20 protein-coding genes and 4 tRNA genes are annotated in these 20,658 nt (G+C 67.5%); 4 read left to right on the top strand and 20 right to left on the bottom strand.

What is annotated here, in order from left to right; genetic code table 11:
• The first annotated feature begins 247 nt into the window (after positions 1–247).
• A complete protein-coding gene (locus F6B43_RS02430) occupies positions 248–1,486 on the top strand; it encodes a DUF349 domain-containing protein (protein WP_246159856.1) in 1,239 nt (412 codons plus the stop codon).
• 95 nt (positions 1,487–1,581) lie between these two features.
• Positions 1,582–2,148 carry a hypothetical protein gene (locus tag F6B43_RS02425; protein ID WP_150447320.1) on the top strand — a complete coding sequence of 189 codons (567 nt, stop codon included), beginning with the start codon at positions 1,582–1,584 and terminating at the stop codon, positions 2,146–2,148.
• Here the strand turns inward: F6B43_RS02425 and F6B43_RS02420 are convergent.
• From F6B43_RS02420 to pdxS, 11 genes are all read right to left on the bottom strand, one after another.
• Positions 2,127–4,400 carry a RelA/SpoT family protein gene (locus F6B43_RS02420; protein ID WP_170285537.1) on the bottom strand — a complete coding sequence of 758 codons (2,274 nt, stop codon included), beginning with the start codon at positions 4,398–4,400 and terminating at the stop codon, positions 2,127–2,129. The two genes, F6B43_RS02425 and F6B43_RS02420, sit on opposite strands and share 22 nt — an antisense overlap.
• Positions 4,401–4,463: 63 nt before the next feature.
• Entirely contained in the window at positions 4,464–5,453 is a 990-nt protein-coding gene (gene secF / locus F6B43_RS02415) for a protein translocase subunit SecF (RefSeq protein WP_150447319.1), read from the bottom strand.
• Entirely contained in the window at positions 5,453–7,186 is a 1,734-nt protein-coding gene (gene secD, locus F6B43_RS02410; RefSeq protein WP_150447318.1) for a protein translocase subunit SecD, read from the bottom strand. Before secD ends, secF begins: the two co-directional genes overlap by 1 nt.
• Before the next feature lie 41 nt (positions 7,187–7,227).
• Complete coding sequence (locus F6B43_RS02405; protein ID WP_343030069.1) at positions 7,228–7,731, bottom strand: preprotein translocase subunit YajC; 504 nt, start codon at positions 7,729–7,731, stop codon at positions 7,228–7,230.
• Between the two features lie 66 nt (positions 7,732–7,797).
• Positions 7,798–8,844, bottom strand: a complete 1,047-nt coding sequence (gene ruvB / locus F6B43_RS02400) for a Holliday junction branch migration DNA helicase RuvB (protein ID WP_150447317.1) — start codon at positions 8,842–8,844, stop codon at positions 7,798–7,800.
• Complete coding sequence (gene ruvA, locus F6B43_RS02395; protein ID WP_150447316.1) at positions 8,837–9,457, bottom strand: Holliday junction branch migration protein RuvA; 621 nt, start codon at positions 9,455–9,457, stop codon at positions 8,837–8,839. The genes ruvB and ruvA overlap by 8 nt, the downstream gene beginning before the upstream one ends.
• 68 nt (positions 9,458–9,525) lie before the next feature.
• Positions 9,526–10,098, bottom strand: a complete 573-nt coding sequence (ruvC, locus tag F6B43_RS02390; protein ID WP_246159755.1) for a crossover junction endodeoxyribonuclease RuvC — start codon at positions 10,096–10,098, stop codon at positions 9,526–9,528.
• Positions 10,099–10,145: 47 nt separating this feature from the next.
• On the bottom strand, positions 10,146–10,904 hold the full coding sequence (locus F6B43_RS02385) for a YebC/PmpR family DNA-binding transcriptional regulator (RefSeq protein ID WP_150447315.1): 759 nt from the start codon (positions 10,902–10,904) through the stop codon (positions 10,146–10,148).
• Positions 10,905–10,929: 25 nt separating this feature from the next.
• Entirely contained in the window at positions 10,930–11,454 is a 525-nt protein-coding gene (locus F6B43_RS02380; protein ID WP_150447314.1) for a DUF1697 domain-containing protein, read from the bottom strand.
• A gap of 31 nt (positions 11,455–11,485) precedes the next feature.
• On the bottom strand, positions 11,486–12,079 hold the full coding sequence (gene pdxT, locus F6B43_RS02375; protein ID WP_150447313.1) for a pyridoxal 5'-phosphate synthase glutaminase subunit PdxT: 594 nt from the start codon (positions 12,077–12,079) through the stop codon (positions 11,486–11,488).
• On the bottom strand, positions 12,069–12,974 hold the full coding sequence (gene pdxS, locus F6B43_RS02370; RefSeq protein ID WP_150447312.1) for a pyridoxal 5'-phosphate synthase lyase subunit PdxS: 906 nt from the start codon (positions 12,972–12,974) through the stop codon (positions 12,069–12,071). The genes pdxT and pdxS overlap by 11 nt, the downstream gene beginning before the upstream one ends.
• A gap of 86 nt (positions 12,975–13,060) precedes the next feature.
• On the opposite strand from pdxS, the gene pdxY reads away from it, so the two are divergent.
• On the top strand, positions 13,061–13,912 hold the full coding sequence (gene pdxY, locus F6B43_RS02365) for a pyridoxal kinase PdxY (protein WP_150447311.1): 852 nt from the start codon (positions 13,061–13,063) through the stop codon (positions 13,910–13,912).
• Position 13,913: 1 nt separating this feature from the next.
• Here pdxY and F6B43_RS02360 read toward each other — a convergent pair whose 3' ends face one another.
• The 7 genes from F6B43_RS02360 to F6B43_RS02330 all read right to left on the bottom strand — a co-directional run bounded on the left by F6B43_RS02360 (position 13,914) and on the right by F6B43_RS02330 (position 19,458).
• Complete coding sequence (locus tag F6B43_RS02360; RefSeq protein WP_211367990.1) at positions 13,914–14,474, bottom strand: HIT family protein; 561 nt, start codon at positions 14,472–14,474, stop codon at positions 13,914–13,916.
• Positions 14,467–16,485: a threonine--tRNA ligase gene (thrS, locus tag F6B43_RS02355; protein WP_150447310.1), complete on the bottom strand. Its 2,019-nt coding sequence runs from the start codon at positions 16,483–16,485 to the stop codon at positions 14,467–14,469. Before thrS ends, F6B43_RS02360 begins: the two co-directional genes overlap by 8 nt.
• A 161-nt stretch (positions 16,486–16,646) precedes the next feature.
• A complete protein-coding gene (locus F6B43_RS02350) occupies positions 16,647–17,327 on the bottom strand; it encodes a DNA alkylation repair protein (RefSeq protein ID WP_150447309.1) in 681 nt (226 codons plus the stop codon).
• A gap of 11 nt (positions 17,328–17,338) precedes the next feature.
• Positions 17,339–18,607 carry a low temperature requirement protein A gene (locus F6B43_RS02345; RefSeq protein WP_246159754.1) on the bottom strand — a complete coding sequence of 423 codons (1,269 nt, stop codon included), beginning with the start codon at positions 18,605–18,607 and terminating at the stop codon, positions 17,339–17,341.
• Positions 18,608–19,139: 532 nt separating this feature from the next.
• Positions 19,140–19,211: transfer RNA gene (locus tag F6B43_RS02340), tRNA-Val, on the bottom strand.
• Positions 19,212–19,252: 41 nt separating this feature from the next.
• Positions 19,253–19,326 (bottom strand) — tRNA-Cys (locus F6B43_RS02335).
• A 59-nt stretch (positions 19,327–19,385) separates the two neighbouring features.
• A tRNA-Gly gene (locus F6B43_RS02330) sits at positions 19,386–19,458 on the bottom strand.
• A 145-nt stretch (positions 19,459–19,603) separates the two neighbouring features.
• Between F6B43_RS02330 and F6B43_RS02325 the strand changes: the two genes are divergently transcribed.
• Positions 19,604–19,676, top strand: a tRNA-Val gene (locus F6B43_RS02325).
• A gap of 23 nt (positions 19,677–19,699) precedes the next feature.
• On the opposite strand, the gene F6B43_RS02320 is transcribed toward F6B43_RS02325, so the two are convergent.
• A complete protein-coding gene (locus F6B43_RS02320) occupies positions 19,700–20,035 on the bottom strand; it encodes a hypothetical protein (RefSeq protein WP_150447308.1) in 336 nt (111 codons plus the stop codon).
• Between the two features lie 29 nt (positions 20,036–20,064).
• Complete coding sequence (locus F6B43_RS02315) at positions 20,065–20,592, bottom strand: type II toxin-antitoxin system PemK/MazF family toxin (RefSeq protein WP_246159753.1); 528 nt, start codon at positions 20,590–20,592, stop codon at positions 20,065–20,067.
• Positions 20,593–20,658 lie beyond the last annotated feature (66 nt).

The following is a 20,658-nucleotide window of genomic DNA, read 5'->3' as shown; positions in this document are numbered from 1 at the left end:
CCCACCTGCTTCGCGCAGGCGTCGTGGGTATTAGGCTCGATGCCGTCCATCCCCCACAGGCGGCGCATGCCGCGATGAGGTGCATCCCGTGACTGCCTCCGCAGATTCCACTCCCGAAACCACTCCGATTCCCGGCCCACCGCGGCCGCTGCCGAAGGCTCCGCCGCGCCGGCCGGCCCCGGCTCCCACGACGACCGGCGGCGCCGGCCCACACGACACGGCGCTCGCACCCGCACCCGCTGCGACGGTGCGATCGGCGGATGCAGAACCCTGGGGTCGAGTCGACGAAGACGGCACCGTCTCGGTCCGTGAAGGCGACGAATGGCGCGAAGTGGGGCAGTATCCGGACGGGACGCCCGATGAGGCGCTCGCCTACTTCGAGCGCAAGTACGCCGACCTTGCCAGCGAGGTCGCGCTCCTGGAGGCGCGCCAGCACGGCGGCGGGGCCTCGGCATCCGACCTGCGCGCGACCGCCAGAGCGCTCCACGCGAAGATCGACGGTGCCGCCGCGGTCGGCGACCTGGCGCGCCTGGAAGAGCGGGTCCAAGCGCTGATCGAGACGCTCTCGGCCGCATCGGCGAGCGAGGCCGCCGCGGCACGCGAACTCGTCGATGAGGCCGTCGCACAGCGCACGGCGCTGGTCGAGAGGGCCGAAGCCCTCGCCGCACGCGACCCCAAGAGCATCCAGTGGAAGCAGACATCAGCAGACCTGGCGACGTTGTTCGAAGAATGGCAGTCGCAGCAGCAGAACGGCCCGCGTCTACCCAAGAACGTCTCGCAGCAGCTCTGGAAGAGATTCCGGGATGCGCGCGCCATCCTCGACAAGCACCGGCGCGAGTTCTACGCGGGTCTCGACGAGGAGCACAAGGGCGTCCGCGACCGCAAGACGCGCCTCGTCGAGAGGGCCGAGGCCCTCGCACCCAAGGGCGAGGACGGAATTCCCGCCTACCGCGAGCTCCTGGATGAGTGGAAGACCGCCGGACGCGCGGGCAAGAAGGTCGATGACGCGCTCTGGGCCCGCTTCAAAGCGGCGGGCGACGCGCTGTACTCGGCTCGCGTGGAGCGAGAGACGGCTGACGCCGAGGCATCGCGCGAGAAGATCGAAGCGAAGCGCGAGCTGCTGGTTCACGCCCGCACGATCGCCGACGAGTCGGACGTGGCGAAGGCCCGCGCACGACTGACGGCGATCCAGCGCACATGGGACGAGATCGGCCGCATCTTCCCGCGTGACAAGGAGCGGGCGCTCGACGATGATCTGCGCAAGATCGAGACGAACGTGCGCACGCGCGAAGAGTCGGAGTGGAAACGGAACAACCCGGAGACGAAGGCGCGTGCGAACGACATGACGCGTCAGCTCGAAGAAGCGATCCAGAAGCTCGAGGACGAACTCGCCGCGGCCACGAAGTCGGGTGACAAGACCGCCATCGCGCGAGCGACCGAGGCGCTCGACGCGCGACGCGCGTGGTTGAAGGCCGTCGGCGGCTGATCTCAGCTGTTCCACACCCCGTGTGGCGGGCCGGGTTCTCCACAGAGCCGACGCTGCGGCACCCGGTCACGCACCGGCTCAGGCACGCTGGGTGTATGCCGTCGCCCTATCTCTATTTCGCGGACGACCGCCTGTCGATCGCGGAGCTGTCCGCGGCGCGGCTGGACGGGCACCTCGTCGAACTCGGCGAGGGCTACATTCCGGCGGATGCCGTCGAGACCTCCGCCCTGCGCGCCGCCTCGCTGACCGAACTGCTCGGCCACACCCTCGCCGCGACTCATCTGAGCGCCGCGTGGGTGCACGGTGCTCTTCCCGACCCACCGGCGCGCCATTGCGTGCAGCGGTGCGTGCCGCAGCGACTGCATCACGTCTTCGGGCGCCGGATCGTGTACCGCGAGCTTCGCGTCCTCGATGAGGACCTGCATCGGATCGGCGGGGTCCTGGTGACGTCTCCGGCTCGGACCCTCGCCGACCTCGCCCGGGTGCCCGATGCTCAGCACCTCCGGGCCGCGACCTCGCTGGCCGCGGCGACGGCCGGTCTCGCAGCCACCGCATGGGAGTGGCTGCACGCGCAGGGCTCACTCCCCCGCAAACGACCCGCCATGAGTCTCCTGCGTCAACTCGACGCGGCCTGCGCGCTTCAGGAGGACGTGACGCGATAGACGTCGTAGACGGCATCGATGCGCCGCACAGCGTTCAGCACCCGTTCGAGGTGGACGATGTCGCCCATCTCGAACACGAAGCGGCTCAGCGCGAGTCGGTCATTCGTCGTCGAAACCGTGGCCGAGAGGATGTTGACGTGATGCTCGCTTAGCACCCGGGTCACGTCGCTCAGCAGGCCCGAGCGATCAAGAGCCTCGATCTGGATCTGCACGAGGAACACGCTCTTGGTCGTCGGTGCCCATTCGACGTCGATCAGCCGCTCCGGTTCGTCCATCAACGACTTCACGTTGGTGCAGTCCGCGCGGTGCACGGACACGCCACTGCCGCGCGTGACGAATCCGACGATCTGATCACCGGGAACGGGCGTGCAGCACTTGGCGAGCTTCACCAGGATGTCGGGGGCGCCGCGCACCAGGATGCCCGAGTCGCTGTCGCGCGGACGACGTGAGCGACCGATCGGCAGATCGATCGGGCCTGTGGAGGTGTCGTTCGCGCTGACGGCGGCGGTGACCTTCTCGATCACGGATTGCGTCGAGACGTGGCCCTCGCCGACGGCCGCGTACAGAGCCGTCACGTCCTCGTAGTTGAGCGAGCGGGCGACCTCGGCGAACGAGTCCTGACTCATCAACCGCTGCAACGGCAGATTCTGTCGGCGCATCGCTCGGGCGATCGCCTCTTTGCCCTGCTCGACGGCCTCTTCGCGACGCTCTTTCGTGAACCATCCGCGGATCTTGCTTCTCGCGCGGGTGCTCTTGACGAAGGTCAGCCAGTCCTGGCTGGGTCCTGCATCCGGGTTCTTCGAGGTGAAGACCTCGACCACATCGCCGCTCTGCAGCTCGGACTCGAGCGGGACGAGCCGCCCGTTGACCTTCGAGCCCATCGTGCGGTGACCGACCTCGGTGTGCACTGCGTAGGCGAAATCGACCGGCGTCGCGCCCGTCGGCAGACCGATGACGCGCCCCTTCGGCGTGAAGACGTAGACCTCCTTCGCCCCGATCTCGAACCGCAGCGAGTCGAGGAATTCGCCGGGATCGGCGGTCTCGGCCTGCCAGTCGGAGATGCGGGCGAGCCAGGCCATGTCGGCATCCACCGACTTGGCGTCAGGCTTCGCCCCCGCCATCCGCTCTTTGTACTTCCAGTGCGCAGCCACACCGTACTCGGCCTGCTGATGCATCTCGTTCGTGCGGATCTGAATCTCGACGGTGCGTCCGCCCGGCCCGATCACGGTGGTGTGGAGCGACTGGTAGAGGTTGAACTTCGGCGTGGCGATGTAGTCCTTGAACCGGCCGGGCAGCGGGGTCCAGCGGGCGTGGATCGCGCCGAGCACGGCATAGCAGTCTCGCACTGTCCCGACGAGGACGCGGATGCCGATCAGATCGTAGATGTCGTCGAACTCGCGACCGCGCACGACCATCTTCTGATACACCGAGTACAACTGCTTCGGACGGCCCATGACCCGCCCGCGGATGCGCAGCTCGCGCAGATCGGACTCGACGGAATCGATGACGTTCTGCACGTATTGCTCGCGCTGCGGGGTGCGCTGCTTGACGAGACTCTCGATCTCGGCGTAGAGCTTCGGGTGGAGGACGGCGAAGGAGAGGTCTTCGAGCTCGGACTTGATCGCCTGAATGCCGAGTCGGTGCGCCAGTGGAGCGTAGATCTCGAGGGTCTCGGTGGCCTTCCGGCGCGATTTCTCCGGCGGTACGAAGCCCCATGTGCGGGCGTTGTGGAGGCGGTCGGCGAGCTTGATCAGGAGCACACGGATGTCTCGCGACATGGCGACGATCATCTTGCGAACCGTCTCGGCCTGCGCGCTCTCGCCGTACTTGACCTTGTCGAGCTTGGTGACGCCGTCCACGAGCATGGCGACCTCGTCGCCGAACTCCGCCGTGAGCGCGTCGAGGCTGTAAGCGGTGTCTTCCACCGTGTCATGCAGGAGGGCGGCTGCGATCGCCCGAGGCCCGAGGCCGAGATCCGCCAGGATCTGCGCGACGGCGAGCGGGTGGGTGATGTACGGCTCGCCGCTCTGGCGCTTCTGGCCCTCGTGGGCTTCGTCAGCGACCGCGTAAGCCCGCTCGATGATCGAAAGATCGCCCTTGGGGTGGTGGGTGCGCACCGTGCGCAGAAGCTGCTCTACGCCGTCGCGGCGGACCGATCGCGAGAAGATCCTCGGAACGAGGCGCCGAAGTGACGAGGTCTGGGCAGCCGCAGGAGCGGTCGGGGGCACGGTCGCCGGGACGGTCTCTGCCACCCGATCACCTTTCCCTCCGCTCGATCCGTCAATCCTACGCCCGCGGAGGGTGCCTCCAGATCGCTACGCGGGCACCACCGCACGCTCGCGTGCCGTGATCGCCCGCTGATCGCGGGCCTTGATCGCCGACTCGTTCTCCCGGAAGAGGGAGTACAACGGGGCCGCGACGAAGAGGGTGGAGTAGGCGGCGACGATCGTGCCCACGAAGATCGAGAGCGAGATGTCGGACAGCGTCTGCGCACCCAGCCACAGGGCGCCGATGAAGAGAATCGCACCCGTCGGCAGGATCGCCACGATCGTCGTGTTGATGGACCGGATGAGGGTCTGGTTGACGGCGAGGTTCACCGACTCTCCGAAGGTTCGCCCGGATATCTCGCCGTCCTCGCTCGTATTCTCGCGGATCTTGTCGAAGACGACGGTCGTGTCGTACAGCGCATACGACAGCACGGTCAGGAATCCGATGACGGCGGCCGGCGAGATCTCGAAGCCGAACAGCGCATAGATGCCGATCGTGATCACGAGCACGTCGACCAGGCCGATGATGGCCGCGGCCGACATCTTCCAGGTGCGGAAGTAGAGCGCGAGGATCAGGAACGTCAGAGCGAGGAAGATCGCCAGACCCCACAGGGATTGGCGGGTGACGTCCGCACCCCAGCTGGGGCCGATGAACGAAGCGGTGACCTCGCTCGACGGTACCCCATAGGCGTCGGCCAGCGCTGCGCTGACGCCCTGCGTCTGGTCGGGTGTGAGCTGGTCGGTCTGTACGCGCACAGCGGTGGTGCCGACCGTCGTCACCTTGGTGACGGCTTCGGGCACGACCGTGTGGACGGCGTCGGTCGCGAGCGACTGATCGGGAGAGGACAAACCCGAAACGGTGAACTGCGACCCGCCGGTGAACTCGATCGAGAACGCGAGCGGACGGAACAGGGGTACGATGGCCGCGCCCACGACGAGGATGGCAGCGATCACGAACCACAGGCGCCGACGTCCCACGAAGGGGAAGGACGTCTTGCCGGAGTAGAGGTCGTTTCCGAGCTGGCTCATGGAGCGCATCAGTCGTCTCCTCCCTTGGTCGTGGTGTCGGGTTTGGACCCGGTGGAGCGACCTGCGGCGGTCAGCTCGGCCTGCTTGCGCTCGGCGATCGTCTGGCGACGCTCAGCCTCGCCTCGCGACTTGGCGGTCCTGCGTGCGGCACCGCTCGATGCGGCCACGGGCGCGCGGAACTGCGCGCGCCCACGGTAGACGGCTCCGAGGGCATCGGGATCGAGGCCGGAGAGCGGATGCCCCGACCCGAAGAATCTCGTACGAGCCAGCAGCTGCATCACCGGGTGGGTGAACAGGATGAAGATGACGACGTCGATCACGGTCGTGAGCCCCAGCGTGAAGGCGAAGCCCTTCACCGTGGCGTCCGCGAGGATGTAGAGCACGACCGCGGCCAGCACGTTGATCGACTTCGAGATGTAGATCGTGCGCCGGGCGCGACCCCAGCCATCCTCGACGGCGCCCGTGATGGACTTTCCGTCGCGGAGCTCATCCCGTATTCGCTCGAAGTACACGATGAATGAGTCGGCGGTGAAGCCGATCGACACGATCAGACCCGCGACACCGGCGAGCGACAGGCGGAAGCCCATCCGCCAGGCCAGGATGCAGATCGTGAGATAGGTGATGACGCCCATCACGACGAGCGAGGCGATGATCACGAAACCCAGCGCGCGGTAGACGATGAGCGAGTACACCGCCACCAGCAGGAGCCCGATGAGGCCGGCGATCAGACCGATCTGGAGCTGCTGCGAACCGAGAGTGGCCGAGATCGTGTCGGAGCTGACGACGCCGAAGCTCAACGGCAGAGCGCCGTACTTCAGCTGATCCGCGAGCGTCTTGGCCGACTCCTGGGTGAAGCTGCCCGTGATGCTCGGCTTGCCGTCGAGGATCACGCCGTTCATGGAGGGTGCCGAGAGAACGTTGCCGTCGAGCACGAACGCGAACTGGTTGAGCGGTGCGGTCGCCGGGTAGAGCCGCTGGCTGATCTTTCCGAATGTCTCGGTGCCCGCCGAATCGAACACGAGGTTCACTGCCCAGCGGCCGCTCTGCTGCTCCATGCCGAAAGTGGCGTCGGAGATTGACGAACCGTCGAGCTCCACGGGGCCGAGGATGTACTTCGCCTGACCGGACGCGTCGCACGTGATCAGCGGCTGATCTTTCGGGGCGTTCGCCGGATCATTCGCGGGGTTTGTGCAGTCGTACGCGAGGAACTGCGCCTGCAGCGCCGGGGTGATCCAGGCCGTGTCGCTACCGTTGGTGGGCGACGTGGTCGGCGTCGAGTTCAGTGACGGATCGGGCGTCGGATACGGAGTCGACACCCCATCGCTGCCGACATAAGACGTCGCAGGCTGACCGGTGTAGAGCACCGCCCGCAGCTGGAGCTGCGCGGAGGCCTCGATGCGCTGACGGGTCTGATCGTCGGCCTGCCCAGGGATCTGGACGACGATGTTCTTGCCGCCCTCGGTCGTGACGTTGGCCTCGCCGACACCCGAGGCGTCGACGCGCTGGCGGATGATCGTCACGGCCTGGTTCATCTGATCGGTCGTGGGATCGGAACCGTCAGCGGTCTTGGCCTCGAGGATGATCTGCGTGCCGCCCTGCAGATCGAGGGCGAGTGCCGGAGCCCAGGAGCTCTTCTGGAAGACATACACGCCGAGCGCGTTGATCCCTGCCAGCAGCGCGATGATCACCAGCAGTCCGGTCAGGGCGCGCCAGGCATGTCGGACGGGGGTTGCAGTAGCCAAGGAGAGTCAGCTTTCTCGGTCGCCCGGAGGGGCGGGGGGTTTCAGACCTGGGGCTTGCTACCGGCATCCGGTGCCGAGCCGGAGTCGGGCCCCGCATCGGCGGCGCGCTTGGACTCTTCGGCCTGCTCGGCACGACGGTGGTCGTCGCTCAACGACGTGATCTCGCCGCCCGCGACACCGGCGATGTACTCGTTCTGGCTCTCTTCGGCTTCGATGAAGTCGTCTTCGTTCACGAAGCCCTGCGAGGGCTCGACGACGCGCAGAAGCGCCTGACTGTGCACCTTGATCTCGACGCCGGGGGCGATCTCGACGATCACGGGCTGGTCGAGGTTCTCGGTGTCGTACTGGAGGATCGTGCCGTACAGGCCGCCCTGCATGAGCACCTCGGCGCCGGGGACCATCTGACGGGCCTTCTCGGCCTGTTCGAGCTTCTGCTTGGCGAGGCGCCGACGCGAGCTCCAGAACATGAAGACGAGGAGGACGACCAGCAGGATGATGAGGCCGTAGTTACTGAAGAACGACGCGAAGTCCATGGGTGTGGGCACCTTTCGGATCAGGCGCGCCAGGCGGCACTGCCATGAAGGAGGGGGGTCGGCGAAAGCCTCAGGCGATTATAGGTCATCGAGTCTGAGGGCATCCTCTGCGTGTGGAATGCGCAGGTGGGCATACGCCTCTGGTGTGGCGATCCGTCCGCGCGGAGTCCGGCCCATGAACCCGATCCGCACCAGGTAGGGCTCGACCACCGACTCGATCGTCTCGGACTCTTCCCCGACGGTGACCGCCAGGGTGTTCAGACCCACGGGGCCGCCGCGGAAGCGGCGCACGAGAGCCTCCAGGACGGAGCGGTCGAGTCGGTCGAGGCCGATCGCGTCGACGTCGTAGAGATCGAGCGCGGCACCGACGGTGGCGATATCGGCCTCCCCTTCCGCTCCCCCATGGACGATGACGTAGTCGCGCACGCGTCGGAGAAGCCGGTTGGCGATTCGCGGCGTGCCGCGGGAGCGCCGCGCGATCTCACCCCGCGCGGCGCTCGGCAGCGTGACGCCGAGCATGACCGCGGAGCGCTCGATCACCTGCTCGAGCTCCGCAGGATCGTAGTACTCGAGGTGGGCGGTGAACCCGAATCGGTCACGCAGCGGATTTGGCAGGAGGCCCGAGCGGGTCGTCGCGCCCACGAGCGTGAAAGGCGCGAGATCGAGCGGGATGCTGGTGGCGCCGGCCCCTTTGCCCACCATGATGTCGATGCGGAAGTCCTCCATCGCGAGGTAGAGCATCTCTTCGGCCGCACGCGCCATCCGGTGCACCTCGTCGATGAACAGCACCTCGCCCGGCGTGAGACTCGACAGGAGCGCGGCGAGGTCGCCGGCGTGCTGGATCGCCGGGCCGCTGGAGAGCCGCAGCGGCCTGCCGCTCTCGTGGGCGACGATCATCGCGAGGGTGGTCTTGCCGAGACCAGGCGGGCCGGAGAGCAGGATGTGGTCGGGCGAGCGCTGCTGGATGCGGGCGGCATCCAGCAGCAGCTGCAGCTGACCACGCACTTTCTGCTGGCCGACGAACTCGGCCAGTGAGGTCGGCCGCAGCGCGCCATCGATCGCGAGCTCGGTCTCGTCCGCCGGCTCGCCGTTCCGGTGGTCGCTCAGGTCACGGAGGTCATCCATCCGACGGCTCCCGTCGCGCCGGACCGAGCGCCGCCAGCGTGAGTCGCAGGACGGATGCGACCGAGCCCGTCTGGCCGGCGGGCGCCGCTTCCATGACCCCGGCGACCGCCTCGGCGGCGATGCGCTCCGACCAGCCGAGGCCCACCAGGGCCTGGACGACCTGCGCCGTCATCGGCGCGGCGATCGTCGCCCCCGCAGAGCTCGAGGACACGACGGCGGCGAGCTTCCCCGCGAGCTGCACGACGATCAGCTTCGCGGTCTTCGGCCCGATGCCGGACACGCGGCGGAACGGTGCGTCGTCGTCGCTCGCGACGGCATCGGCGATCTGCGGGACCGTGAGGGTCGCAAGAACCCCCAGAGCCGATTTCGGCCCGACTCCAGCGACGCTGAGCAGCTGCGTGAAGACCGTGAGCTCTTCGCGTGCCGAGAAGCCGAACAGGGCGAGCGCATCTTCGCGCACGATCAGGTACGTGTGCAGCGAGACCGTGTCGCCGAGGTGGATGCCCCGTGCCACCTGCGGGGTGACCGCGACCGCGAAACCGACTCCTCCCACATCGACCACGACCGCGTCGGTTTCGACGTGGGACGCGGTCCCGCGCAACGAGGAGATCATGCTCCGACCCTACGCGAGCGGTTCGCAGATTTGTTCGAGCGACACGGCGATGGCGCCGCTCGTCCTCGTCACCGGCGCGATACCCGTTCGGCCTCGGCCCACGCCCGTTGCGCCGGAGTGAGCGTCCCGCTCGAGGCCGGCGCTGCGACGCCGCGACGCCAGGCATGACAGATCGCAAGAGCCAGAGCATCCGCAGCATCCGCCGGCTTGGGGAGCTCATCGAGCCGGAGGATCCGCGCCACCATCGCCTGCACCTGACGTTTGTCGGCGCCGCCATGCCCGGTGATCGCCGCCTTCACCTCGGTCGGAGTATGGAGCGCCGCCGATAGGCCGTTCTCAGCTGCGATGAGGAGTGCGATGCCGCTTGCTTGCGCCGTTCCCATGACGGTGCTGCGATTCTGCTGCGCGAAGACCCGTTCCACGGCGACGACATGCGGCCGGTGCAGACCGATCACCTCGCGAATGCCGGCGGCGATCGTCGCGAGACGCGCCTCGATCGGCGCGTCCACCGGCGAACGGATCACACCCACGTGCACCAGCGTCGCGCTGCGGTCGCGCGCGACATCGACAACCCCGACGCCGCACCGCGTGAGCCCGGGGTCGATCCCGAACACGCGCAGGGGTACGTGCTCGCTCGTCACTCCCCCACGCTACGAGGGATGGATGCCGGTGCGGCCCAGGCGCGCCCTTACTCGTCGTTCTCGAGCTCAGCCTGCACCTCGGCGGTCAGATCGAAATTGCTGAAGACGTTCTGCACGTCATCGCTGTCTTCGAGCGCATCGATGAGGCGGAACACCTTGCGAGCCGTGTCGGCGTCGACCTCGACCTTGAGGGTCGGAACGAACTCGACATCGGCCGACTCGTAGTCGATGCCCGCCTCCTGCAGAGCCGAGCGCACCTGGACGAGGTCTGTCGCTTCGGTGATGACTTCGAACCCGTCGGCGTGCGGGGCGATCTCTTCCGCACCCGCATCCAGCACTGCGAGCATCACGTCGTCTTCGGACGTGCCATCGCCGCCGACGACGATGACGCCCTTGCGGTGGAAGTTGTATGCCACGCTGCCCGGATCGGCCATCGTGCCGCCATTGCGGGTCATCGCGGTACGCACTTCGGCCGCGGCGCGGTTGCGGTTGTCGGTGAGGCATTCGATCAGGAGCGCGACGCCGTTGGGCCCGTAGCCTTCGTAGAGGATCGTCGTGTACTCGATCGATTCGCCGGTGAGCCCCGCTCCGCGCTTGATCGCGCGGTCGATGTTGTCGTTGGGGACCGACGTCTTCTTCGCCTTCTGGACGGCGTCCACGAGGGTGGGGTTGCCGGAGAGATCGGCACCGCCCATCTTCGCGGCGACTTCGATGTTCTTGATGAGCTTGGCGAACGACTTGGCACGGCGCGAATCGATGATCGCCTTCTTGTGCTTGGTCGTGGCCCACTTGGAATGGCCGGACATTCGTCCAGTTTACCGGTCCGCGGGCTCAGCCCACGATCTTCTGCAGCGTTCGGAGATTGCGATTCGTCGTGGTCTCCCTGTACGCCCGGCGCGAGAGCAGCTTGCCGAAGGGCGTGTCGACCGTCGTCCCCTTGACCGGGTTCCAGTACACGACCCCGTCACCGCGCGCGATCGGGTCGACCTCGCGGTCGAGGCCTTCGGCCGCGGCGATGAGTTCGGCCAGCACGCCCGCATCGGACCCGAAGATCACATACGGCTGGCGATCGGCATCGGCCGCGTCGAACGGAAACGCCGCGATCCCCGCGGCGACGGCCTCACGGGTGACCAGGACGATCCACGCGTCGTATCCGAATCGCTCCCGCAGCCCGGCCTCGACGGTCCGCTTGAGATCGGCAGCGCTTCGCGGGCTCGTGAAGACGACATTGCCGCTGGCCAGGATGGTGCGCACGTCTGCGAACCCGAGCTCGATGAAAAGGGAACGCAGTTCCGCCGAACGCACCGTGATGCCGTTGACGTTCACCCCGCGGAGCAGTGCCACCCATGTCGCCATGGCGGAACGCTATCGCGCCAGGTCGTCGGGCTCAGGCGGCGCGCACGATGTCGAGGAACCTGCCGTGGAAGCGATTCTCCCCGGTGACCTCGGGATGAAAGGACGTTCCCATGAGCGCGCCCTGCTGCACCGCGACCACGCGCCCGTCCTGGAGCGCCGCCAGAGTCTGCACACCGTCTCCCACCGTCTCGACGAGGGGTGCGCGGATGAACACGGCGTGCACGGGCGGATCGCCGAGCGCCGCCACGGTCAGATCTGTCTCGAACGAGTCGACCTGACTACCGAAGGCGTTGCGGCGCACCGTCACGTTCAAACCCCCGAACGTCTCCTGCCCGGTGATGCCATCCGTGATGCGGTCGGCGAGAAGGATCAGGCCAGCACACGTGCCGTACATCGGCATGCCCGCAGCGATCGCCGCACGCAGCGGCCCCTGCATCCCGAACGCTCGGGCCAGCTTGTCGATCACGCTGGACTCACCGCCCGGGAGGACGAGTCCTTCGACGCCGGCGAGCTCTTCCGGACGTCGCACGAGCGACACATCGGCCCCGAGCTCGGTGAGCACGCGCGCGTGCTCACGAACATCGCCCTGCAGGGCGAGGACTCCGACGCGAGGCCTACCAGCCACGCTCGGCCAGGCGGTGCGGCGCCGGCAGGTCCGAGACGTTGATGCCGACCATCGCCTCGCCGAGCCCGCGAGAGACCTCGGCGATCACCTTGGCGTCGTCGTAGAACGTGGTGGCCTTGACGATCGCCGCGGCGCGCTCAGCCGGGTTTCCCGACTTGAAGATGCCCGAACCGACGAAGACTCCGTCCGCACCGAGCTGCATCATCATCGCGGCGTCGGCAGGCGTCGCGACGCCTCCGGCCACGAACAGCACCACAGGCAGCTTGCCCGTCTCAGCGACCTCGGCAACCAGCTCATAGGGAGCCTGCAGCTCTTTCGCCGCCACGTACAGTTCGTCCTTCGTCATGGACTTCAGCACGTTGATCTCGCTCGAGATCTTGCGGATGTGCTTGGTCGCCTCCGACACGTCGCCGGTGCCGGCCTCGCCCTTCGAGCGGATCATCGCGGCACCCTCGTTGATGCGTCGCAGCGCCTCGCCCAGGTTGGTCGCGCCGCACACGAACGGGACGGTGAAGCCCCACTTGTCGATGTGGTTGACGTAGTCGGCGGGTGAGAGCACTTCGGACTCGTCGATGTAGTCCACGCCGAGCTCCTGCAGCACCTGCGCCTCGACGAAGTGGCCGATGCGGGCCTTGGCCATGACGGGGATCGAGACGGCGGCGATGATGCCGTCGATCATGTCGGGGTCGCTCATGCGCGAGACGCCGCCCTGGGCGCGGATGTCGGCCGGCACGCGCTCGAGCGCCATGACGGCCACGGCTCCGGCATCCTCGGCGATCTTCGCCTGCTCGACCGTGACGACGTCCATGATGACGCCGCCCTTGAGCATCTCGGCGAGGCCGCGCTTGACCCGACTCGAACCGGTCAGCGAGGCAGTGGGGGTGCTTTCAGTCATAGCCCCTGATTCTAGTTGCGGCGGCGGCGCCCCCACGCCATGCCGCCTGAGCGCCCGTGGTCCGTCGCCGGTGGAAGGATGGCACCGTGAAGATCCTCTCGATCCAGTCGGCCGTGGCGTACGGGCACGTCGGAAACTCCGCGGCGGTGTTCCCCCTGCAGCGCATCGGTGTCGAGGTGCTGCCGGTCTACACCGTGAACTTCTCGAACCACACCGGCTACGGGTCATGGCGTGGACCCCTGATCAGCCCCGACGACGTCCGCGACGTCATCTCCGGAGTGGAGGAACGCGGCGTCCTCCCCGAGATCGACGTGGTGCTCTCGGGCTACCAGGGTGGCGAGGGGATCGGCGAGGTGATCCTCGATGCCGTCGCGCGCGTCAAGGCCGCCAATCCGGCTGCCGTGTACGCGTGCGATCCGGTCATGGGCAACGCGAAGTCGGGCTGCTTCGTCGCTCCGGCGATCCCCGTGCTGCTGCGTGAGAAGGTCGTTCCGGCCGCCGACATCATCACGCCGAACCAGTTCGAGCTCGGCTATCTCACGGGCACCGAACCCGACACGCTCGAGTCCACTCTCGCGTCGGCCGATCTCGCCCGGGCGATGGGTCCGCAGACCGTCCTGGTGACCAGCGTGGAGCGCCCGGATCGCGAGCCGGGCACGATCGAGATGCTGGTCGTCACGGATGAAGGTGCGTGGGTCGTGCAGACTCCGCTGCTGCCGATGAAGGCGAATGGATCGGGCGACGTGACCGCCGCCCTCTTCACCGCTCACTACGTGGCATCGGGCGATGCCGCCGATGCACTGGCGCGCACCGTGTCGAGCGTGTACGACCTGCTCGAGCGCACCCACGCGTCCGGCGAACGCGAGCTGCAGCTCGTGGAGGCGCAGGAGTCCTACGCGCATCCGCGGATGCAGTTCACCCCGCGCTGCGTCCGCTGAATCAGGCGGCCGCCCATGCGTCCGCGACGGTTCTGCGCACATCCCCCAGCAACTGAGGCAGCGCCTTCGTCTTGGCGATGATCGGGAAGAAGTTCGCATCCGACGCCCAGCGGGGAACGATGTGCTGGTGCAGGTGGCCGTCGACCCCGGCGCCGGCGATCGCCCCCTGGTTCATCCCGAGGTTGAACCCGTCGCAGCGTGACACGGACCGGAGGGTCCGCATGCCCTGCTGGGTGAGCGCGCCGATCTCGGCCACCTCCTCCGGCGTCGCCTCGTCGTACGTCGAGTAGTGCCGGTACGGGCACACGAGCAGATGGCCGGAGTTGTACGGGAAGAGGTTGAGCAGCACGTAGGCCGTCTCGCCGCGCGCGACGATCAGCCCGTCCTCGTCCGATTTTCCCGGCGCTGCGCAGAACGGGCACACGTCGCGCAGCGGCTGCGGCCCCGCGGCGATGTACGCCATCCGGTGCGGGGTCCACAGTCGCTGGAACTCGTCAGGGACACCCGGCAGCGTCGCCGCGTCGACGAGGCGGTCGTCCTCGCGGGCGGACTCGTCAGGCAAAGTCGTCCGCCGTGTGGATCAGCGCGTGCGAGTCGATCGCGGAACGGATGCGGCGCACGGCGTCGGCGACCGGCACGCCGTTCTCCTGAGTGCCGTCGCGGAACCGGAACGACACGGTTCCGGCATCCCTGTCCTGTGCCCCGGCGATCAGGATGAGCGGCACGCGTCCGGTGGTGTGGGTGCGGATCTTCTTCTGCATCCGGTCGTCCGAGTCGTCGAGCTCTGCGCGCACGTCGTCGGCGCGCAGGGTCGAGATGACGTCTGCGAGGTAGTCGGCGAAGTCGTCGGCCACCGGGACGCCCACCACCTGCACCGGCGACAGCCACACCGGGAAGTCGCCGGCATAGTGCTCGAGCAGGATCGCGAAGAACCGCTCTATCGAGCCCATCAGCGCACGGTGGATCATCACCGGGCGCTTCTTCTGTCCGTCGCGATCGGTGAACTCCAGGCCGAACCGCTCGGGCAGGTTGAAGTCGAGCTGCACGGTCGACAGCTGCCAGGTGCGCCCGATCGCGTCCTTGACCTTCAGGTCGATCTTCGGGCCGTAGAACGCGGCCTCCCCGGCGACCTCGGTGAGCTTCAGCCCGCTGGCCAGCGCGACCCGCCGCAGGGCGTCCGTCGCCTCGGCCCAGTGCTGCTCGTCGCCGATCCACTTCGACTTCTCGTCGTCGCGCATCGACAGCTCGAGTTCGAAATCGCTCAGCCCGAAGTCGCGCAGGAGCGACAGCACGAATTCGAGCACGTTCGCCACCTCGCCCTCGAGCTGCTCGGGGGTGACGAACAGGTGCGCGTCGTCCTGGGTGAATCCGCGAACCCGGGTCAGTCCGTGCAGCGCGCCGGACAGCTCGTTGCGGTAGACCGTGCCGTTCTCGGCCAATCGCATCGGCAGGTCGCGGTAGCTCCGGGCACGCTCGCGGTAGATGAGGATGTGCATCGGGCAGTTCATCGGCTTGAGGTAGTAGTCGATGCCCTGCTTGGTGATCTCGCCCTGCGCGTCGCGCTCCTCGTCCATCCGGATGGGCGGGAACATGCCCTCCTTGTAGGTGACGAGGTGGTTGGACTCGATGAAGAGATCCTTCTTCGTGATGTGCGGGGTGTAGACGTAGGTGTACCCGGCGCGCTTGTGCCTGCGGAGGGCGTGCTGCTCCATCTCCTGGCGGACGATCCCACCGCGGGGATGCCACACCGACAGGCCGGAGCCGATCTCCTCGGGGAACGAGAACAGGTCGAGCTCTTTACCGAGACGGCGGTGGTCGCGCTTGGCTGCTTCGGCGAGCCGCTCCTGGTAGGCGCGCAGATCGTCCTTGCTCGCCCACGCGGTGCCGTAGATGCGCTGGAGCTGCGGATTCTTCTCGCTCCCCCGCCAATACGCGGCGGCGATGCGGGTGAGGTCCCAGCCGTTGCCGATCATCCGGGTGCTCGGCACGTGCGGACCGCGGCAGAGGTCCTTCCACACGGTCTCGCCGTCGCGGGTGACGTTGTCGTAGATGGTGAGCTCGCCTGCCCCGACCTCCGCGCTGGCTCCTTCGGCCGCGTCGGCGCCGGAACCGGGCCCGCCCGCGAGCTCGATCAGCTCGAGCTTGAACGGCTCCGCGATCATCTCGGCGCGCGCCTCGTCCGGAGTCACGACACGCCGGACGAAGCGCTGCCCCTCGCGGACGATGCGCTGCATCTCCTTGTCGATCGCCTTGATGTCTTCCGGGGTGAAGGGCTCGTCGACGCCGAAGTCGTAGTAGAAGCCATCCGTGATCGGCGGCCCGATGCCGAGGTTGGCCTGCGGGTTGATCCGCTGCACAGCCTGGGCGAGCACGTGCGCGGTCGAGTGGCGCAGGATGCTCAGACCGTCGGGGCTCTCGATCGAGACCGGCTCGACAGCATCCGTCTCGGCGACCTTCGCCGCGAGGTCTTTCAGCTCACCGTTCACGCGCATGGCGATCACGGAACGGTCGGGGAACAGTGCGAAGCCGTCGGCGGGGTAGGACACGTCCGACGGGAGGGCGACGTCAGTCAAGGGAACTCTCCAGAGGGTGGCTGCGATCAAGGCTACTCAGCTTCGGGCGCGCACAGCGCCCTGCCCGCTCAGGCCCGGCGCGTTCGCGTGCCGTGCACGCCCGCGTGGGTCGCGCGCGGACCGACGATGCGTGCGCTGCTCTCGGATCCCATGCGCACAGTCTACGACCCGAGGTGTTTGAGCGCTTCGCGACGGCTGAGCGGACTCAGGGCGTGTTCCTGGGCGTAGCCGCGCACCCATTCGGGATCGGCGCGGGCGAGGTCGCGGAGCGCCCAGCCGATTGCCTTCCGGATGAAGAACTCGGGGTCGTCGAGGTTCGGTGCGAGCACGTCGGCGAGCAGCATGCGATCGACCCGGTCCTTCCGCCCGAGCTGCGCGATGATCGCGATCCTCCGCATCCAGAGGTCGTCATCGGAGGCCCAGCGCCGCACGATCGCCGCGGTCGCCTCGGGGCGCTCGTCGAGCTCGTCCGCGACGCGGTGCGCGAGCTCGTCGGTGTAGTCCCACCACCGGCCGGTCCGCACCATGTGCTCGATCGTCGCGAGCATCCGCGGGTCGTCTCGCATCGCCGGGATCGCGAGGAGTGCCATCGCCGCGTAGCGCTCTTCGCGGTAGTGCGGTTCGGACGCCGCAGCGACATCCCACAGCTCGCGCACCGCAGTGAGGATCGCGTCGGCGTCGGGAACGGATCGCGCGGCGGTGCGCGCGATCCGCCGGGCAAGCGGCACGCTGACACCGAGATAGGGCATGGCGGACTTCATGTACGCCTGCTGCGCCGGCGCTCGCGCGGGGTCGGACGCGTGACGGAGAGAGGTGCGGATGCTGTCGGCCAGCGCTGACATCGGGATGCCGCTCAGCGGGCCTCGGCGCGCGCGAGCACGCGGTCGAGCTGGGCGGCGAGGGTACGCCAGGCGCCGAGTTCATACGTCACGATCAACAGCACCGGTGAGGCGAGCACCACGAGCAGACATGCCCACAGTGGCCACCCGACCGCCGCAAGGACGATCGCGAGCACGGGAAGCAGCATCGTGGACACCTGCGACAGGCTGTTGCGCGGCAGCCCGGAAACCAGCCACGCGTGGATCGCGAACAGCGAAGCGAGGTACAGGAGAACGGGCACGGCAACGGAGACGATCACCGTGACAGTGGATACCTCGTAGTGCTCGTCGAATGAGTACCCGATCACGTGGAGGCCCGCCCCGACGGCGGCGATCGCGCCGAACACGAGGACGTGCCCATAGCCCCACGGGAACGCGCGATCACGCCGGACGGCGAGCACAGGCGCTGACGGGAGGAGGAAGTACGTCCACCACAGGGCGAAGGTCAGCGCCACGCCCGCCCCGATCACCACAACCGCGTCGATCGTCCACCCCGCAGACCCTGAGATCGCCTGCGCCGCCGCGAGCGTGCCGAGCACGGTCTCGCCGAGCGCGATGATCGCGAGCAGTCCGTACCGCTCTGCGATGTGGAACGGATGCCAGGGAGTCGTGCCGATGCCCTGTTTGATGCCGTTCGCCTCAGCCACGAGCGGCCCCGACAACTCGAGGATCCACAGGAGGACGGCGGCCAGGAGCGTCCATGTGACGTCCAGGGGAAGGATCGCGGTCATCACCCAGCCGATCTGGGCGACGGTGACGAACACGGCATAGGTCAGTGCGATCGAGCGGTACTTCGGGTCTCCGTGCGCCGCGCGGAGCCACTGGGCCACCATCGCGAGACGCATGATGACGTAGCCGGCGACGAGGATGTGGTTGTCGAGCGGCTGCCCCTGGTCGACCGACGCGAAGATCGGCGGGATGCCGATCGCCAGGACGATGACCCCCGACATCTGGACCATCGTCATGACGCGGAACAGCCAGTCGTCGGTGTCGAACGCGGAGGCGAACCACGAGTAGTTGATCCAGGCCCACACGGTCGCGCCCATCGCCAGCACGAACCCCCCGACCGCCGCGGCCCAGTGGCCGACAGCGATCCCGTGCGCCAGTTCGCTCCCGGCGACTCCGAACGCCGCAACGAAGGTGAGGTCGAAGATGAGCTCGAGTGAGGTGGCGGGGCGATGCTCTCCCCCGATGCTGCGACCCGTCATCCGGCGCAGTCCGTGGGTGTAGTACGTCTCGGCCACAGGTCCTCCAGCGTGCAGATCCGGTCAGTGCCCTCCGGGAATCATGGCATGCCGGCGGGACCGTCTCAGCGTCGGATGCGCCGAAGAGGTTTCTCTCAGAAGATCAAGACTGTCGCGGAGAAGACAAAGCACGCCATTCCGCAGGCAAAGGCGGCGAGAACCGCCGCCGACGGACGACGAAGCAAGGATCTGCCGGCGACGACCGCGACAACGGTGCCGAAAGCGAGTCCCAGGGTAGAGATCCACCCGGAGGGAGCCATCCACGCCGATTCCCACCAGAAGCCAGACGGTCTTCTGATCAGCCAGGTGGCTACGGCGAGGGATGCGATGACGAGAGCCGTGAGCACGGCCACCCACCAGGCCGAGGAGGTTCTTCGTTCCGCTGCGTGCGATCGGTCCATACCCAGCATCGTTGCACCCCCGCGGTCCCGGGCCTGGGCTGCGAGAAAGATCTGGGGATAACTGAGCGTGCTTCCCGACAGCCCACCCGCCAAAACGAAAAACCCCCGGAAATCCGGGGGGTTTTCGTGTGTGCGCGATACTGGGATCGAACCAGTGACCTCTTCCGTGTCAGGGAAGCGCGCTACCGCTGCGCCAATCGCGCCCGTGAGGGATATTGAGTTTGAAGAGTGGAGATTGCGGAGCTGGAGGTGGCGACGGGATTCGAACCCGTGTAAACGGCTTTGCAGGCCGGTGCCTAGCCGCTCGGCCACGCCACCGTGTTTTGTGGTTTGACCCCACGTGTCACGATCCTCCCGAAGGAGGAACACTTCACTCGAGCGGATGACGAGACTCGAACTCGCGACCCCAACCTTGGCAAGGTTGTGCGCTACCAACTGCGCTACATCCGCATGTCCGGATTGCTCCGGGCACTCGTAAGACTTTAGCCGATCGTGAGCGCCTCGCCAAACCGTGTGAGGGCCTGCGTGTCGGGCGCCGTGCGTTCGTGGCATCCGCCGTCTTCCGGTAACATCGGTAACCGGCCTACGGGCCGACGGGCGATTGGCGCAGTTGGTAGCGCGCTTCCTTCACACGGAAGAGGTCATCGGTTCGAGTCCGGTATCGCCCACACTGATTCGTCGCTTCGCCGCCTCATTCGGCGACGGTGTCCGGCAGCCGCCATTCGGCGAGAAACTCCCCCACGGTCTTCGTCTCGAGATCTCGGCGCACGTGCTGGAGCAGCCCATCCGCCTGCATGAGGGTGCCGGCACCGATCCGGAGGATCTCGCCGCCCGTCTCACGGCGGGTGACGAGCAGGTCGTGGCGGGTTGCGACCATCGGGTCAGAATCTCCGGTGAACGCCGCCGCTGCGAAGTTCACCAGGGTTCGAAGGGTCTTCGTCCCCGACTTTCCGGGCCGCACCACGATCGTGACATCGAGGTGCTCTGCTGCGGGTTCGAACGCATCGGCCGGTGAGTCGTGGTCCATCGCCTCATTCTGCCGGACGACTCGTGTCGTCAGTTGCCGACGGCCCACCCGTAGCGCGTGTGCAGAGCGCTTGCGACGCGCACGAATCGATCGAGATCCAGAGCGGATGCCTCGCGCCGCATGCCCGCGGTATGCACGCTGTAGAGCTGCTCGATGTCGATCCACGAAGGGCGGCCCTGAGCATCCCATGCTCCCGCGCCGATCGGCAGGAAGTCCCTGTCGCCGTCGTGGGCCTTGCTGGTCAACCTCACCGCGTAGACGCGGTCGGCCGACTCGCGGCCGATCACCAGCACCGGCCGGTCTTTGCCACGCCCGTCGTTCTCGGCGTAGGGCACCCAGGTCCAGATGATCTCGCCCGCGTCGGGGTCGCCGTCGGGTTGCGGCGCGTATGCGATCCGCAGCGCGTTCGCCGGTGGGGGGACGATCTCTCTCGTCGCTGTGGAGCCGCTGCGGCCGACCTGCGGAGCCGCGGGTCGCGGCGACGGCGACGGCGACCGGGTAGACGTCGAGCCGAACAGTCGCGAGATCAGCCCCAGAAACCCCGTACGTTGCGCCACGTATCCACGATACCGACGCCCCGCCCGCACGAACGCAGGAGGACGCACGAGCACAGGACGATCTAC

This window comes from Microbacterium rhizomatis, assembly GCF_008710745.1.
In the GTDB taxonomy this organism is placed as follows: Bacteria; Actinomycetota; Actinomycetes; order Actinomycetales; family Microbacteriaceae; genus Microbacterium; species Microbacterium rhizomatis.
This window is presented reverse-complemented; position numbering and strand designations above follow the sequence as displayed.

Excerpts from the sequence above, each read along its gene's own strand:
- secF (WP_150447319.1), bottom strand. The coding sequence starts at position 5,453 with ATGCGCTCCATGAGCCAGCTCGGAAACGACCTCTACTCCGGCAAGACG.
- ruvB (WP_150447317.1), bottom strand. The coding sequence starts at position 8,844 with ATGGATGACCTCCGTGACCTGAGCGACCACCGGAACGGCGAGCCGGCG.
- F6B43_RS02385 (WP_150447315.1), bottom strand. The coding sequence starts at position 10,904 with ATGTCCGGCCATTCCAAGTGGGCCACGACCAAGCACAAGAAGGCGATC.
- F6B43_RS02380 (WP_150447314.1), bottom strand. The coding sequence starts at position 11,454 with ATGGCGACATGGGTGGCACTGCTCCGCGGGGTGAACGTCAACGGCATC.
- F6B43_RS02425 (WP_150447320.1), top strand. The coding sequence starts at position 1,582 with ATGCCGTCGCCCTATCTCTATTTCGCGGACGACCGCCTGTCGATCGCG.
- F6B43_RS02320 (WP_150447308.1), bottom strand. The coding sequence starts at position 20,035 with ATGGACCACGACTCACCGGCCGATGCGTTCGAACCCGCAGCAGAGCAC.
- F6B43_RS02350 (WP_150447309.1), bottom strand. The coding sequence starts at position 17,327 with ATGTCAGCGCTGGCCGACAGCATCCGCACCTCTCTCCGTCACGCGTCC.
- pdxS (WP_150447312.1), bottom strand. The coding sequence starts at position 12,974 with ATGACTGAAAGCACCCCCACTGCCTCGCTGACCGGTTCGAGTCGGGTC.
- ruvA (WP_150447316.1), bottom strand. The coding sequence starts at position 9,457 with ATGATCTCCTCGTTGCGCGGGACCGCGTCCCACGTCGAAACCGACGCG.